This is a genomic window from Streptomyces aurantiacus JA 4570, from assembly GCF_000414115.1.
Taxonomy (GTDB): domain Bacteria; phylum Actinomycetota; class Actinomycetes; order Streptomycetales; family Streptomycetaceae; genus Streptomyces; species Streptomyces aurantiacus_A.
Map to the genome: position 1 here is coordinate 1 of NZ_AOPZ01000442.1, position 14193 is coordinate 14193.

Sequence of the window (14193 nt, forward strand, 5' to 3'; positions counted from 1 at the left end):
CCCAGGCGGGCGCCGCCCGCGCCGACCTGCGCCGCCGCGCCGCCGAACTCGGCCGTGACCCGGGCCAGTTGCGGGTGCTCGCCGCGCTGGTCGTCGACCTCGGCGGCGGCGAGCAGGCGGCCCAGCCCGGCCACGGCGGCGGCCCGCTGCCCACCGCGCAGGGCCCTCTCTACCGCGGCGGCCCCGTCGACCTCGCCGACCTCATCGCCGCCTGGCACGCGGCGGACGCCGTCGACGGCTTCCACCTCACGCCCGTCGAACCCCGGCGCGACCTGGAGCGCCTGGTCAACGGCACCGTGGCGCTGCTCCAGCACCGCGGCCTGTTCCGCACCTTCTACCCGGGCGCCACGCTCCGGGAGCACCTGGGCCTCGCCCGGCCCGCCAACCGTTACGCCGCACTCGCGGGGGACCCGACATGACGCACCGTACGACCGATCGTCCGCGCACGAAGCAGATCCACCTCGCCGCCCACTTCCCCGGCGTCAACAACACCACCGTGTGGGCGGATCCCCGCTCGCGCTCCCAGATCGACTTCTCCTCCTTCGAGCATCTGGCCCGCACCGCCGAGCGCGGCCTCTTCGACTTCTTCTTCCTGGCGGAGGGGCTGCGGCTGCGCGAGCACAAGGGGCGCATCCACGACCTGGACGTGGTCGGACGGCCCGAGTCCCTCACCGTCCTGAGCGCGCTCGCCGCCGCCACCGACCGCCTGGGCCTCGCCGCCACCGTCAACGCCACCTTCAACGAGCCGTACGAACTGGCCCGCAGGCTCGCCTCCCTCGACCACCTGAGCGGCGGGCGCGCCGCCTGGAACGTCGTCACCTCCTCGGACGCCTTCACCGGCGAGAACTTCCGCCGCGGCGGCTTCCTGGACCGCGCCGACCGCTACACCCGCGCCGCCGAATTCGTCGCCACGGCACGGGAGTTGTGGGACTCCTGGACGCCCGACGGCCCCGACGGCTCGGTGGGGGAACCGCGGCCCTTCGCACACCAAGGGCAGCACTTCGACATCGCCGGGGAGTTCGGGGTGCCGCGCCCGCCGCAGGGCCATCCCGTCGTGATCCAGGCCGGTGACTCGCCCGAGGGCCGCGAGTTCGCCGCCTCCTCCGCCGACGTCGTGTTCACGAGGCACGGCACCCTGGAGTCCGGCCGCGCCTTCTACGCCGACGTGAAGGGCCGCCTCGCCGCGTACGGACGCGAGCCCGACGACCTGAAGATCATGCCCGGCGTCACCTTCGTGCTCGGGGACACCGCCGCCGAGGCCCAGGAACGCGCCATCGAGATCCGCCGCCAACAGGTCTCGCCGCAGAACGCGATCCTCGCCCTGGAGCAGGTGTGGGGCGTCGACCTGTCCGCGTACGACCCCGACGGGCCGCTCCCCGACATCGACCCGGACCCGGACTCGACGCTCGTGCAGGGCCGGGTGAAGGTCGGCGATCCCCGCGCCGTCGCCGAGCAGTGGCGCGCCCTGTCCCGGGCCAAGGGCCTGTCCATCCACCAGACCGTCATCGAGACGACCTCCCGCCAGTCCTTCATCGGCACCCCCGCCGCCGTCGCCGAGCAGCTCGACGAGTTCGTGCGCACCGACGCCGCCGACGGCTTCATCCTCGTCCCGCACCTGACGCCGGGCGGGCTCGACGAGTTCGTCGAACGGGTGGTGCCGCTGCTCCAGGAGCGCGGCGCGTTCCGCACGGAATACGAGGGCGCGACGCTGCGCTCACACCTCGGGCTGCCCGAGCCCGCTCGGCAGGATTGAGAAGGGTTGATCACCATGAGCACCACCGAAGAGGCGCTGCGGGACTTCGCGCAGTGGCAGGAGCAGCGCGCGGCCACCGTCTCCGCGCCCTACGGCCCGCTGTCCCTCACCGGCACGCACTGGCTCGCCGACCACCCCGACGGCGCGCTGCCCGGGCTGCCCGGGCACTGGGCCGAGGACGGCGACGAGCTGGTCCTGACGGCCGCGCGGGACGACGGACTCACCCTCGACGGAGGGCCTTTCGCCGGTACGGTTCGCCTCACCCCCGACCCCGGACCCGTCACCGCCGCCCGGCTCGGGCTCGGCGAGCGGCGCCTGGTCGTGCTGCGCCGCGAAGGGCTCTGGGCGGTCCGCGACTTCGACCCGGACGCCCCGGCGCGGCGCGCCTTCGCCGGCATCGACGTCACCGGACACGACCCGCGCTTCGTGGCCGAGGGCCGCTTCACCCCGTACGAGCAGGACCGCACCGTGCGCGTCGGCAACGCGGACGGCGTGGAGCGGGGGCTCGGGCTCGGCGGGGAACTCGCCTTCACGCTGGCCGGGCGGGAGCAGACGCTGCAGGTGAGCGTCGAGGACGACGGGTCGCTGTGGGCGGTGTTCGCGGACGGGACCAGCGGCGTCTCCAGCTACCGTTTCCGCTTCCTGCGGCCCGCCGCCCCCGACGAACAGGGCCGTACGACCGTCGACTTCAACCGCTCGCTGCTGCCGCCGTGCGCCTTCGTCGACCACTTCATCTGCCCCTTCCCGCCGCCCGGCAACACCCTCACCGCCGAGATCGCCGCCGGGGAACGGAACCTTTCGGCGCGACGGGACGTCTGACCCAGAGCCGATGACCCAGAGCCCCGGTGGCGTACGCAGGTGCGATGACCACCGGGGCCGGTTGGCGTGTATCCGCCGGTGCGGCCGAAAGGCACCCTTGTGCGGGGTCAGGACGGCCCCAATACTCCCGAGCAGCGCTTGTCAGGGGCACGGCGTAAACGGAATCCGCCCTGCCCGTTGGCTGCGCCTCACGGGCCCCAACCCACATGGGCCCCCTGACTTCCCTCGGGAGGAACCAGCAGTGAGGATCAAGCGCACCACCCCCCGCAGCGGTATAGCGAGACACACCCGCATGGTCGCCGTCGCGACCGGGCTTGTGGCCGCCGCCGCACTCGCCGTCCCCGCCGCCAGCGCGGACGAGGCCCGTACCTACAGTGCGTCCGACCTCACGGCGGCCGGCGATGCCGTCCTGGAGGCGGACGTCGCGGGCACCGCCTGGAACGTCGATCCGAAGACCAAGCAGGTCGTCGTCACCGCTGACAGCACGGTCTCCAAGGCCGAGATCGCCAAGCTGAAGCAGGCGGCGGGCGACAAGGCCGGCGCCCTGAAGATCGAGCGCACGCCGGGCAAGTTCCAGAAGTACATCTCCGGCGGCGACGCCACCTACGCCAGCAGCTGGCGCTGCTCGCTCGGCTTCAACGTCCGCAACGGGAGCACCTACTACTTCCTGACCGCCGGTCACTGCACCGACGGCGCGGGCACGTGGTGGGCCAACTCGGCGAAGACGACCGTGCTCGGCAGCACGCACGGCTCCAGCTTCCCGACGAACGACTACGGCATCGTGCGCTACACCAACAGCTCCATCACCAAGTCCGGCACCGTGGGCAGCCAGGACATCACCCGCGCCGCCGACCCGACGGTCAACCAGTCCGTCACCCGCCGCGGTTCCACCACCGGCACCCACTCCGGCCGTGTCACCGGCCTGAACGCCACGGTGAACTACGGCGGCGGCGACATCGTGTACGGGATGATCCGGACCACCGTCTGCGCCGAGCCCGGCGACAGCGGCGGCCCGCTCTACTCCGGCACCACGGCGCTCGGCCTGACCTCCGGCGGCAGCGGCAACTGCTCCTCCGGCGGCACGACGTTCTTCCAGCCGGTCACCGAGGCGCTGCGCGCGTACAACGTGAGCGTGTACTGATCCGCGTACGTGTACTGATCCTCGTACACGGCGCACGACGACGGCACTGACAGCGCCGCCGGCATCGGCACCTGAGCCCCCGCCCAACTCCCGGGCGGGGGCTCTTCGCTTGCCTCCGGAGCGTCGCGGAGCGTCCTGGAGCGTTCCGGAACATCGAAATCCGGACAGGACTAGTCCTCACCCGCTGCCGTCCGACGCTCGCACGCGGTGTTTGCAGCGGGAACCCACGTGGTGAGACCACGGACGGTCAACGGGGCCTGGCTGGAAGGTCATTGTCGGGCGGGCGTCCTGAAGTAGACCTTGTGTGCGACCTGGCCCGCTGGGAATAGTGGGCCGCGTCCTATTGGCATGGACGCGGCTTATCCAGCGTCGCTTCCCCATGCGCGTACGCCTTTCGGCCGCCGAGGTCCCCACACCGGAGCGGACCGGACCCCCCACAGGAGGACGTCAGTTGAAGCACCGCCGCATACCCAAGCGCCGGGCCGCCATGGCAGGCGCGGGCGTCGTCGCCCTCATCGGCGCGGCCATCACCTTCCAGACTGCGAACGCGAGCGAGGACACCCCCACCCCCAAGCCGGACACGCTCTCCGTCGCGAAGGCCGGAAAGCTCGCCTCCTCGCTCGACAAGGAGCTGGGCGCCGACGCCGCGGGCACGTACTACGACGCGGGGGCCAAGAACCTCGTCGTGAACGTGCTCGACGACAGCGCCAAGGACGCCGTCGAGTCGGCCGGGGCCAAGGCCAGACTGGTGGAGAACTCCCTCGCCGAGCTCAAGGGCGCCCACACGGCCCTCACCGACAAGGCGTCGATCCCCGGCACGTCCTGGGCCACCGACCCGGCCACCAACAAGGTCGTCGTCACCGCGGACCGCACCGTCAAGGGCGCCGATCTGAAGAAGCTGACGTCGGTCGTCGACGGCCTCGGTGAGAAGGCCGAACTGAAGCAGACCAAGGGAGAGTTCAAGCCCTTCATCGCCGGCGGCGACGCCATCTTCGGCGGCAGCAGCCGCTGCTCGCTCGGCTTCAACGTGGTCAAGGACGGTGCCCCGCACTTCCTGACGGCGGGCCACTGCACCGAGGCCGTCAAGAGCTGGTCCGACAAGCAGGGCGGCCAGGCCATCGGTGAGAACGCGGGCTCCAGCTTCCCCGACAACGACTACGGCATCGTCAAGTACAGCGGCGACACCGCCCACCCGAGCGAGGTGAACCTCTACAACGGCAGCACGCAGAAGATCACCAAGGCCGGTGACGCGACCGTCGGCCAGGAGGTGCAGCGCAGCGGTTCGACCACGCAGCTGCACGACGGCAAGGTCACGGGTCTGAACGCCACCGTGAACTACGGCAACGGCGACGTCGTCAACGGGCTCATCCAGACCGACGTCTGCGCCGAGCCCGGCGACAGCGGCGGCGCGCTCTTCGCGGGCGACACCGCCCTCGGCCTGACGTCCGGCGGCAGCGGTGACTGCAGCTCCGGCGGCGAGACGTTCTTCCAGCCGGTGCCGGAGGCCCTGTCGGCCTTCGGGGCGGAAATCGGCTGACGCCCGGTTCGACGGTTGGTGGGCCCCGGAAACCTTTTGGTTTCCGGGGCCCTTTCGCGTTTATGAAAACTGGTCGGATAATTGCGATTCCCTTGAACTTCCACGGGGTGACGCGCGTAGATTGGCGCTGATGCGCAGGTGGTGCGCGTTGATGACCTTCCCTATGCAGGTTTGTGGCGCACCTGACCTTCCATGGTGAGGTGTGTGGCGCAGATCTCATGATGCTGCAAATGCCCGTTTTTGCCCCCTTGTGGGGCCCTGTAATGTTGCACCGCTGTAAATCTCCGCAGCATTCCCGAAATGCTTTCTGTGGGGGATTTGCGAAGGCGTCGCGCCGCTGGCTCTAATGATGCGCAACCCGACGCGGGAAACATCCGCGTCCGTACGTCATCAGGAGTGGGGCAGCATGCTGGGTGCCTTCCGCAGGGACCGGATCGGCGTCGTCGCGCTCTGCGTGGTGGCACTGTTCGTGCTGCTCGCCCTCGCCGCGCCGCTCATCGCCACGCTCTACGGCAAGAACCCCACCGAGCACTACGGCCAGAACGAAGCCGGACTGCTCAGCCCGGAGGGGCTGCCGGTGCTGCCCAACGGCGGCATGTCCGGTGACTTCTGGTTCGGCATCGAACCGGGCCTGGGCCGCGACGTGTTCACCCAGCTTCTGTACGGCATCCGCACCTCCCTGCTCGTCGCCACCGCCGCCATCGCCGTGATCGCGGTCCTCGGTGTCGTCCTGGGGGTGACCGTCGGCTATCTCGGCGGGCTCGCGGACCGGGCCTTCACCTTCGTCTGCAATGTGCTGCTCGCCTTCCCCACGCTGCTGCTCTTCCTCGCGCTCGGCCCGATCGTGCAGACCCGCTTCGTGGACCCCGGCGAGAACGAGCCCGCCTGGATGCAGTTCACCGTCCTCGTGCTGATCTTCGCGGCGTTCGGCTGGGTGCCGCTCGCGATGATGCTGCGCACGACGGTGCGTTCGCTGCGGGAGCGGGAGTTCGTCGAGGCCGCGCGGGCGCTGGGCGCCTCGCGCCGCCACATCGTGCTGCGCGAACTGCTCCCCAATGTCTGGGCGCCCGTCCTCGTGCACATCACGATCGCCCTGCCCGGCATCGTCACCGCCGAGGCCGCGCTGTCCTTCCTGGGCGTCGGCATCAGCGAGCCCATCCCCGACTGGGGGCGGATGATCGCGCGCGGCTCCGAGGTCTTCTACGACGACCCGACGTACATGATCTTCCCCGGCGTGACGATCCTGCTCTTCGTCCTCGCCTTCAATCTGCTCGGCGACAGCGTGCGCGACGCGCTCGATCCACGCACCCGCCACTGAGTCACCTCTTTCCGTACGGCCACCAACTCACCGCACCGTCAATGGAGTTCGCCATGCCCAGGATTAGTTCGCGCACCGCGGTCCCGCTTGTCGCCGCCGCCTCCGCCATGCTCGTGCTGTGCTCCTGCTCGGCCGGGGCGGGCTCCCAGAGCGACGAGGCCGCGACCAGGACAGAAGCCGACCTGGTCGCGGGAGTCGGCAGCGCCAAGGACAGCGCGGGCCCGGCCCCGGCCGTCGCAGGCGCCCGCAAGGGTGGCACCGTCCGCGTCGCCAACCTGCGCGACTACTCCCACCTCGACCCGCAGAAGGTCTACGCGGGCGAGGCATACAACACCTCGCTCCTGTGGGGCCGCCAGCTCACTCAGTACCAGGTCGTGAACGGCAAGCCGAAGCTCGTCGGCGACCTCGCCACCGACACCGGCAGGCCCTCGGACGGCGGCCGCACCTGGACGTACAAGCTCAAGGACGGCATCGCCTGGGAGGACGGCAGGCCGATCACCTCGAAGCACATCAAGTACGGCATCGAGCGCACCTTCGCGCCCGGCTTCGAGGTCGGCCCGTCCTACTGGCCGCAGTGGCTCACCGGCAAGTCCGACCTCGCGGCGGCCCGCAAGGTCTACGGCGGCCCCAAGAAGGACGGCGACTTCGACCGCATCGAGACGCCGGACGACAAGACCGTCGTCTTCCGCTTCCACAAGACGCAGTCCGACGTGCCGTTCATGGCCGCGCAGTCCTCCTCGTCGCCGGTGCGCCCCGACAAGGACACCGGCGCCGCCTACGACCTCAAGCCGTTCGCCACCGGCCCCTACCGGATCACGGCCCACCGGCAGAACCAGTCCCTGACCCTGGAGAGGAACCCGCACTGGAAGGCGGACACCGACCCGATCCGCCACCAGTACGCCGACAAGTTCGAGTTCACCTTCGAGAAGAAGGAGCTCAACACCGCCCAGGAGATCCTCAACGGGCGCGGCGAAGGCGCGGACACCGTCACCACCAAGAACGAGTTCCCGCCCGAGCTGATCGGCGAGGCGGGGCGCGACGCGAAGAAGAAGGACCTGATCGTCGACGGGCGGCGCGGCGCGTTCACGTACCACCTGATCATCCGCAACGACCGGGTCGCCGACCCCGAGGTGCGCAAGGCCGTCCACTACCTCCTGCCCCGCCAACAGGCCCGCCAGGCTCTCGGCGGCCCGCGCGTCGGCGACATCGCCACCACGTACTCCTCGCCCGCCATCGTCGGCTGGGAGAGCTACGACACCCACCCCGTCAAGCCCACCGGCGACATCGAGAAGGCCAAGCAGCACCTGGCCAGGGCCAAGAAGAAGGTCAAGCGCCTCTCCTACGCCTACGAGTCCAACGCCGTCAACGACCGCATGGCCCAGGTCCTCGTCGACGCCTTCGCCAAGGCCGGCATCGAGCTGGTCACCAAGCCGCTGCCGCTGCCCGCCTACACCAACGAGGTCCTGCGCGGCACCGATCCGCAGTACGACCTGTGGATGTCCGGCTCCTCCGTGGACTGGCCGACCCCGGCCACCGGCGTGCCGTACCGCTTCGACAGCCGCCGCGACTCCCTCGACAACGACCCGCGCTACAAGAACCCGGCCGTCGACAAGGAACTCGACCGCATCGCCGAGATCAGCGACGCCACGAAGAAGGCCAAGGAACTCATCGCCCTGGAGAAGGACACGATCATGAAGGACGTGCCGCTCGTGCCGTTCCTGCACCAGCGCGTCCAGCAGGTGCGCGGCAGCAACGTCGGCGGCGCGTTCATCCACCCGATCTACGGCACCATCAGCCCCGCCTGGCTGTACCTGAAGAAGTCGTCCTGACCCATGCTCAGTTATCTGCTACGCCGGGCGGTGCAGGCGGCCGTGGTGCTGCTCGCGATCTCCGCGACCGCCTTCGCGCTCTTCTACGCCGCCCCCTCCAACCCGGCCGTCATCGCCTGCGGACCCAAGTGCGACGCCACCCAGCTCGCGGCCGTGCGCGAATCCATGGGACTGGACGAGCCGATCCTCGCGCAGTACGCCGACTACGTACGCGGCTTCGTCACGGGCCGCACCATCAGCGACGTCGACGGCACCCCCATCGCCTGCGACGCGCCCTGCCTCGGCTACTCCTACGCGCTGCACGAGCCGGTGCGGGCCGCCATCACCAGCCGCTTCCCGGTGACGCTCTCGCTCGCGGGCGGCGCGCTCGCCGTGATCGTCGTGGCCGGGATCGGCGCGGGCTTCGTGTCCGCGCTGCGCCGCGGCCGCCCCACCGACCGGGTCCTGTCCGGCTTCACCCTGCTCGGCGCCAGCGTGCAGATCTATTTCCTCGGCTACGCGCTGCAGTACCTGCTCGTGTACCGGACCGGGTGGTTCGCGCTGCCCGGCTACACCCCGCCGGGTGAGGACCTCGGCGCCTGGGCCGCGGGGCTGCTGCTGCCGTGCCTGGTGCTCGGCTTCGTCAACGCGGCGATGTTCGCCCGGCTCTCCCGCGCCCAGATGCTGGAGGTCATGCACGAGGGGTACGTGCGCACGGCGCGCGGCAAGGGGCTCGGCCCGCTGCGCACCCATCTGAAGTACACCTCGCGCGGGGCCGCGGCGCCGCTGGTGCAGCTCCTCGGCCTGGAGGTGGGCGCGCTGCTCGGCGGCGCGTTCATCACCGAGACCGTCTTCGGGCTCGGCGGCGTCGGCAAACTCGCCGTGGACGCGGTGGTGCAGAACGACCTGCCCACCGTCGTCGGCACCGTGCTGCTCGCCGCCTTCTTCGTGGTGGTGTTCGTCGCCCTGGCCGACCTCGTCGTCGCCTGGCTCGATCCGAGGGTGAGGCTCGCGTGACCACTCCTGCTCCGACGGCCGCTCCCGCGCTGCGTGTGCGCGATCTGAGCGTGACGTTCACCGGGCCGCGCGGTGCCGTCACCGCCGCCGAGGGGATCACCTTCGACCTGGCGCGCGGCGAAGTGCTCGGCCTGGTGGGGGAGTCGGGCTCCGGCAAGTCCACCGTGGGCCTCGCCGCGATGGGCCTGCACGACCCGGCGCGCACCCGGATCGCCGGCAGCCTGGAGGTGGGCGGCACCCAGGTCGTCGGCGCCTGTGACGCGGAGCTGCGCGCGCTGCGCGGTTCCCGGGTGGCGATGGTGTTCCAGGACGCGCTGGCCGCCCTGTCCCCCTTCCATCCGGTGGGCGCGCAGCTCGCCGAGGCATACCGCGTCCACCACAAGGGCGCGCCGCGGGCGGAGGTCAGGGACCGGGCGGTCGACATGCTGGAGCGGGTGGGGATCGCCGCCGCCCGCGCCCGGGACTACCCGCACCAGTTCTCCGGCGGGATGCGCCAGCGCGTGGTGATCGCGATGGCGCTGATCAACAGCCCGGACGTGCTCATCGCGGACGAGCCGACGACCGCGCTCGACGCCCGCGTCCAGCGCCAGGTGCTCGACCTGCTCGACGAGCTGCGGCGCGAGCACGGCACCGCCGTCCTCCTGGTCACCCACGACGTGGGCGTGGTGGCGCACGCCACCGACCGGGTCCTGGTCATGCGCGACAGCCTGCAGGTGGAGTCGGGGCCGACCGAGCGACTGCTCACCGCCCCCGAACACCCTTACACCCGCGCCCTGATCGGCGCGGCGCCCACGCTGCGCACCGTCCCGGGCACCCGCCTGCCGACGGTCGAGGAGCCGGAGCCCAAGCCGCGCACGGCGGCGCGCGCGGTCGTCGCGGACGCCCGCCCGCTGGCCGAAGTCACCGACCTGCACGTCGAGTTCGGCGGCGGACGCACCTGGAGCGGGCGCCGCGAGCCGACCCGCGCCGTCCGCGGCATCAGCCTGTCCGTGCGCGAGGGGGAGACCCTGGGCCTCGTCGGCGAGTCCGGCTCGGGCAAGTCCACGACCGCCCGGGTGCTCGCCGGGCTCCAGCGGCCCACCTCGGGCGAAGTCCGTTTCGAGGGGCGTGACATCTCCGGCGCGGCGGGGGACACGGCGCTGCGCCGCGAGCTCAGCCGCCATGCGCAGCTCGTCTTCCAGGACCCGTACGCCTCGCTGAACCCGCGCCGTACCGTCGAGCAGATCGTCACGACGCCGCTGCGCGTGCACACCCGGGCGGACGCGGCCGAGCGCCGCGAGCGGGCCGTGGAACTCCTGGAGCAAGTCGGCCTGTCGGCGGACCACTTGGGGCGCTACCCGCATGAATTCTCCGGCGGCCAGCGGCAGCGCGTCGGCATCGCCCGCGCGCTCGCACTGCGCCCCCGGCTGATCATCGCCGACGAGCCGGTGTCCGCTCTCGACGTGTCCGTGCAGGCCCAGGTCCTCAACCTCCTGATGGACCTCCGCGACGACCTCGGCCTCTCGCTGCTGTTCGTCTCGCACGATCTGGCCGTCGTACGGCACTTCTGCGACCGCGTCGCGGTGATGCGGCACGGCGAGATCGTCGAGACCGGCGACCGGGACGAGGTCTTCGACCGCCCGAGCGCCGCGTACACCCGCGAGTTGCTCGCGGCGACGGTATGAGCCACCCGGTCCGGTGCCCCGCGGAGGGGGGCGCCGGACCGGGTGGGGGGCTCAGAAGTTGAAGACCTGCCCCTGACCTGCCGTCAGCGCGCAGGGGTTGGCGAAGGTGTGCTCGTAGTTGACGCGGCGGCCCTCCCACACGCCCTCGGCCGTGACGACGATCGGGTTCCACTCCTTGGTGCAGGCGGTGTTCGTCGGCGCCTTGGTCACCTTGTCGAACTTGCCGCCCACCATGCGGAGTTGGTGGCAGGCGCCGGGCGCGTCGGGGTGGCTGCCGACGCCGCCGGAGGAGCAGCCGAGGGTCACGGCCCGCTGGATGGAGGCGGTGGCGGCGTTGTCGCCGTAGCCGATGGTGAGCACCAGCTCGGAGGGCGCGTAGCCGCTCACGGCCGGGGCCGCGGGCTTGGCGGGCGCCGGCGCGGCGGTGGCCGCGGTGGCCAGACCGCCGAGGGCGAGGGTGACGCCCAACGCGATCCCCCCAGAGATGTACCGCATTTCGAACACTCCCTTGCTTGTCGTCACGGATAACGAACGGAACGGGTCGGAGTCTTGCTCAGGGCGACAGCGAAAGCACGTCGATCACTGACTTTCAGTCGTTGGTTGAAAACTGTGTGTAGTGGCGTGAAGCGATACTGCCTCACGGTCGGTTGAGGACCCGTGCACCACGCGTGACCGGCGTGAAGGGGGAATCGGCGGGAAGTTCCCAGATAGCCGGAATGTGCGGCTAAGGCCCGGGGGAGTGGGGTGGGTCACTCCGGCCGAGCCTTCCGGAGGGGGCGGAAATGGCTGGATCCGGAATGGGGGTCAGCGCTTGGGCCAGTACCAGAGAGGCTCGTCGAGCAGACTCTCGCGGCCCGCCACCGTCGTCTCGCCCGACTGCTTGACCAGCTCTGTGGAGTTGACGTCCACGCGGTGGCGCCGCGCGCCCTTCGCGACCGCCTCCGCCAGCGGGCCGGCGTGGGTGACCAGGACGATCTGGGTGTCCTTGGTCGCGGTGAGGATCAGGTCCGCGAGGGGGCGCAGCAGGTCCGGGTGCAGGCTGGTCTCCGGCTCGTTCAGGACCAGGAGCGAGGGCGGCCGGGGGGTGAGCAGCGCGGCCGCCCACAGCAGATAGCGCAGCGTGCCGTCGGACAGCTCGGCGGCGCCGAGGGGGCGGGTCAACCCCGCCTGGTGCAGCCGCAGTTCGAACCGGCCGCTGTTGTCGAGGATCCGCACCCGGCTGCCGGGGAAGGCGTCGTCGACGGCCGCGTCCAGGGCGTCGGCGTCGCCGATCTCGCGGATGGTCTGCAGGGCCGCGGCCAGGTCGGCGCCGTCGTGGCCGAGGACCGGGGTGCGGGTGCCGATGCGGGCGGCGCGGGCGGGGGCGTCGGCGTCCGTGCGGACGTGGTCGTAGAACCGCCAGGAGCGGATCAGCTCGCGCAGCCGGAGCAGGTCGGGGGCGAGCTGCGGGTCGGCCAGCTCGCTCAGCATGCTGTCGTACGGCCGGATGCCCTGCGTGCGGTGCCAGCCGCCGTCCGCCGTCCGTGTGCGCACCGCCGGGCCCGCGCGGTCGCAGAGCAGTGTGGCGGGGCGGAGCACCGGGCCCGCCCAGGTGCACTCGCGTTTGATCTCCGGGTCCAGGTTGAACAGCGACGGGGCCGCGCCCACCCCTGATGTGGGCATGGGGTGCCCGAAGTCGACCGCGTATCCGAACTCGTCGCCCGCGAAGCCGAGGCGCATGCTTGTCGCTTCCGCCTTGGCCTTGCCGGCCCATAGCGCGGACTGGAGGCCGCCCTCGCGGGCCAGGGCCGTCACCGCGCCGCCGCGGCCCGCGTCCGCGAGTAGGCGCAGTGCTCTGTACAGGCTGGACTTGCCTGTTCCGTTGGCGCCGGTGATGACGTTCAGGCGGTCCAGGGGGACGGTCAGCTTGCGCAGGGAGCGGTAGTTTTCGACGGCGAGTGTGCGGATCATGTTTTTCAGGGTTGCAGGTGGGTCTGACAGTGGCCCTGGGCGTGGGGGTTCACACGGGGCTTCGCCCCTGGCCCCCTTTTCGCCGCTTCGCGGCTCGTCCTCAACCGCTTCGCGGCTCGTCCTCAAACGCCGGACGGGCTCATATCCGCGCGCCCGCGCGTCCGGCGCATCGCCGCCAGCAGGGTCACCACCGTTCCGCCTACCGCCCACGCCGAGAGGACCAGGAGCGGGCCCGTCACCGCGTTGCCCTGGAAGTACGCGATGGAGCGGGCCACCCAGGTGCCGGCGCCGGGGGGCAGGGCTGGGCCGATCGCCTCCCAGAACGGGGGCAGCATCGGCAGGGGGAAGGCGCCGCCCGCGCTGGGGTTGCCCGCGACGACGATGACCAGGACGGCCAGGCCGATGCCGACGATTCCCGTGAGTGCCTCCAGGGCCAGCGTGAACGCGCCGACCGCGAAGGTGACGAGGGCGCCGAGGCCCCACAGGCCCATGATCGAGCCGGGCAGGGCGCCCAGGATCGGGCCGATGATGACCGCGCCGCCGAGGCCGCCCGCGAGGGAGAGCAGGGCCATGGCGCCGAGCCGGATCGCCGCGCGCTGCGGGTTGGCCGGCTTCGAGCCCGCGCTGATCGACATGATCGAGGCGCACAGATAGCCGCCCACGCACCAGCCGACGACCAGGTAGAACGACGAGAGCCCGTTGAAGTCCTGGGACGAGGCGGCGGCCACGTCGACGGTCTTCACCGTGCGTTTCTGGGCGCCCTCGGTCCGGGTGGCGATCGTCTCCAGGGCGTTGGCGAGGGCCTTGCCGCCGCCGGAGGCCACCAGGAGGGTGTCGTCCGTGCCCCGGGGGTCGACGATCAGGGCGCCGTCGATCTTCCGGTCCATGATCTGCCGCCGGGCCTCGGCCTCGTCCTTGACCACGCGTGGATCGAGCGGCTCGCCGGGCAGTTTCGCCAGCTGGTCCTTGGTCTGCGCGGCCGCCTCGCCGGGGGCGACCACCCCGAAGGGCACGTCCGTCGGCTTCGGGTTGTGCAGCGCCCCCACGTAGGAGGCGATGAACAGCAGCTGCAGGGCAAGCACACCGATGACGAGCATGGCTGCTCGCGGGGTGACGGCGCTCTTCAACTCGTCGGCGAAGGTCATGCCCTCCACGCTCCGAGGCGGCCGGGGGTCACGCAGGTGGG

Annotated in this window: 11 protein-coding genes and 1 pseudogene; 9 read left to right on the plus strand and 3 right to left on the minus strand. The window is 71.3% G+C overall.

Going from position 1 to position 14193, the window contains the following annotated elements:
- The 9 genes and pseudogenes from STRAU_RS33730 to STRAU_RS44190 form a co-directional block, all read left to right on the plus strand.
- Positions 1 to 419: pseudogene (locus tag STRAU_RS33730) on the plus strand (LLM class flavin-dependent oxidoreductase); the annotation flags it as partial.
- A complete protein-coding gene (locus STRAU_RS33735) occupies positions 416 to 1753 on the plus strand; it encodes an NtaA/DmoA family FMN-dependent monooxygenase (protein ID WP_016644902.1) in 1338 nt (445 codons plus the stop codon). The pseudogene STRAU_RS33730 and the gene STRAU_RS33735, both read left to right, overlap by 4 nt.
- A gap of 15 nt (positions 1754 to 1768) precedes the next feature.
- Positions 1769 to 2572 carry a DUF1684 domain-containing protein gene (locus STRAU_RS33740; protein ID WP_037663687.1) on the plus strand — a complete coding sequence of 268 codons (804 nt, stop codon included), beginning with the start codon at positions 1769 to 1771 and terminating at the stop codon, positions 2570 to 2572.
- Between the two features lie 241 nt (positions 2573 to 2813).
- Positions 2814 to 3713 carry a S1 family peptidase gene (locus STRAU_RS33745; protein WP_037663676.1) on the plus strand — a complete coding sequence of 300 codons (900 nt, stop codon included), beginning with the start codon at positions 2814 to 2816 and terminating at the stop codon, positions 3711 to 3713.
- Positions 3714 to 4164: 451 nt separating this feature from the next.
- On the plus strand, positions 4165 to 5250 hold the full coding sequence (locus tag STRAU_RS33750; RefSeq protein ID WP_016644905.1) for a S1 family peptidase: 1086 nt from the start codon (positions 4165 to 4167) through the stop codon (positions 5248 to 5250).
- Positions 5251 to 5656: 406 nt separating this feature from the next.
- Positions 5657 to 6568 carry an ABC transporter permease gene (locus tag STRAU_RS33755; protein ID WP_158692194.1) on the plus strand — a complete coding sequence of 304 codons (912 nt, stop codon included), beginning with the start codon at positions 5657 to 5659 and terminating at the stop codon, positions 6566 to 6568.
- 53 nt (positions 6569 to 6621) lie between these two features.
- Positions 6622 to 8397 (plus strand): ABC transporter substrate-binding protein, encoded by a 1776-nt coding sequence (locus STRAU_RS33760; protein WP_052029397.1) that lies wholly within the window; start codon positions 6622 to 6624, stop codon positions 8395 to 8397.
- A gap of 3 nt (positions 8398 to 8400) precedes the next feature.
- Positions 8401 to 9393, plus strand: a complete 993-nt coding sequence (locus STRAU_RS33765) for an ABC transporter permease (RefSeq protein ID WP_016644908.1) — start codon at positions 8401 to 8403, stop codon at positions 9391 to 9393.
- A complete protein-coding gene (locus STRAU_RS44190; RefSeq protein WP_158692195.1) occupies positions 9390 to 11057 on the plus strand; it encodes a dipeptide ABC transporter ATP-binding protein in 1668 nt (555 codons plus the stop codon). The genes STRAU_RS33765 and STRAU_RS44190 overlap by 4 nt, the downstream gene beginning before the upstream one ends.
- Before the next feature lie 51 nt (positions 11058 to 11108).
- Here the strand turns inward: STRAU_RS44190 and STRAU_RS33775 are convergent, their stop codons facing one another.
- The 3 genes from STRAU_RS33775 to STRAU_RS33785 all read right to left on the minus strand — a co-directional run bounded on the left by STRAU_RS33775 (position 11109) and on the right by STRAU_RS33785 (position 14152).
- Positions 11109 to 11552 carry a subtilase-type protease inhibitor gene (locus STRAU_RS33775; RefSeq protein WP_037663679.1) on the minus strand — a complete coding sequence of 148 codons (444 nt, stop codon included), beginning with the start codon at positions 11550 to 11552 and terminating at the stop codon, positions 11109 to 11111.
- Positions 11553 to 11861: 309 nt separating this feature from the next.
- Positions 11862 to 13007 (minus strand): AAA family ATPase, encoded by a 1146-nt coding sequence (locus tag STRAU_RS33780; protein ID WP_016644911.1) that lies wholly within the window; start codon positions 13005 to 13007, stop codon positions 11862 to 11864.
- Between the two features lie 122 nt (positions 13008 to 13129).
- Entirely contained in the window at positions 13130 to 14152 is a 1023-nt protein-coding gene (locus tag STRAU_RS33785) for a membrane protein (RefSeq protein WP_037663681.1), read from the minus strand.
- Positions 14153 to 14193: the final 41 nt, after the last annotated feature.